A 1,285-nucleotide genomic window follows, 5' to 3' on the forward strand; every position below is an offset into this window, starting at 1 on the left:
TGGCATGTCCCCTGTGAGTAGGTCCGGGTTGTTCTAGAGTCCTGATTGCCCTGGTGAGGGCGAAGAAGGGACGATAGAGATATGGCGGGACGCAAACGTCACTCGGCGGAGGACATCGTGCGCAAGCTGCGCCGGGCCGACGAGTTGGCTGCGGAAGGCAAGAACGGCGAGGAGATCGCCGCTGCACTCGAGGTGTCGTCGGCGACGCTGTACAACTGGCGTCGCCAGTACTCCGGTATGGACGCCGATGCGGCAAAGGAGCTCAAGGAGCTGCGGGAGCAGAACAGCCGGCTCAAGCGGCTGCTCGCCGACGCCGAGTTGGAGAAGGACGCGCTGCGGGAGATCGCCAAGGGAAAATTCTGAGCCCGACCGCCAAACGCGCCGCGATCACCATGCTCACCGGCACCCTGCAGATGTCGGAGCGGTTCGCGTGCAAGGTCGTTGGGCTCTCCCGATCCGCCTACCGACGGCTGCCGTTGGCGCAGACACCCGACGACCCGGACGCCGACCTGCGCGCAGAGCTACGCAAGTATTCCCGCAAGCATCCGCGACACGGCTTCCGGCGAGCGTGGGCGTGGCTGCGCTACGACCAGGGCATCGAGGTGAACAAGAAGAAGGTTCACCGCCTGTGGAAGGAAGAAGGGCTGCAAGTCCGGCGTGCTCCACGCCGCAAACGTGCCGGCCTGTCCTCGGTACCGGTCGTCGACGCGGATGCTCCGAATATTGTGTGGGCATTGGACTTCCAGTTCGATTCGACCGTCGACGGCAAGACGGTGAAGATCGCCTCGATGGTCGATGAACATACCCGGATGTCGTTGTTGAACATCGTGGACCGCTCGATCACCGCCGGGCGGTTGATCGAGGGCTTGGAGAAGGCGTTCGCGATGTGGGGTGGTCCACCCCTGGTGTTGCGGATGGACAATGGGCCGGAGTTCCTATCGGAAGCGCTGCGGGACTTCTGCGCTGGGTCGGTGGGGGTGTCCTACATTCCGCCGGGTACGCCGTGGAACAACGGGTTCATCGAGTCGTTCAACAACCGGCTGCGCGATGAGTGCCTCAATCGAAACTACTGGCCCACTCTGCTCGAGGCCCGGGTGGTAATCGAGGATTTCAAGGACGACCACAATCACCGGCACCGTCATTCGGCACTGGGGTACAAGACCCCCGCCGAGTACGCTGCCGGATGCACCCACCGGCACCAGCCGGTGGCGTGTGAGATCGACTGATCGACTGCACAGAGGAACCGGCTCTAGAACCGACCGGACCGACTATCGGGGACCTGCCA

1 protein-coding gene is annotated in these 1,285 nt (G+C 63.4%); it reads left to right on the plus strand.

Features of this window, described 5'->3' with window-relative positions:
- The first annotated feature begins 81 nt into the window (after positions 1 to 81).
- Positions 82 to 1,226 (plus strand): IS3 family transposase gene (locus ABZ789_RS22620; RefSeq protein WP_358428910.1). Its coding sequence is split into 2 segments (ribosomal slippage): positions 82 to 349 and positions 349 to 1,226, totalling 1,146 coding nucleotides; the frame shifts between segments, so codons are not numbered across the junction.
- Positions 1,227 to 1,285 lie beyond the last annotated feature (59 nt).

The organism is Rhodococcus sp. NPDC047139, assembly GCF_040643435.1.
GTDB lineage: Bacteria > Actinomycetota > Actinomycetes > Mycobacteriales > Mycobacteriaceae > Rhodococcus.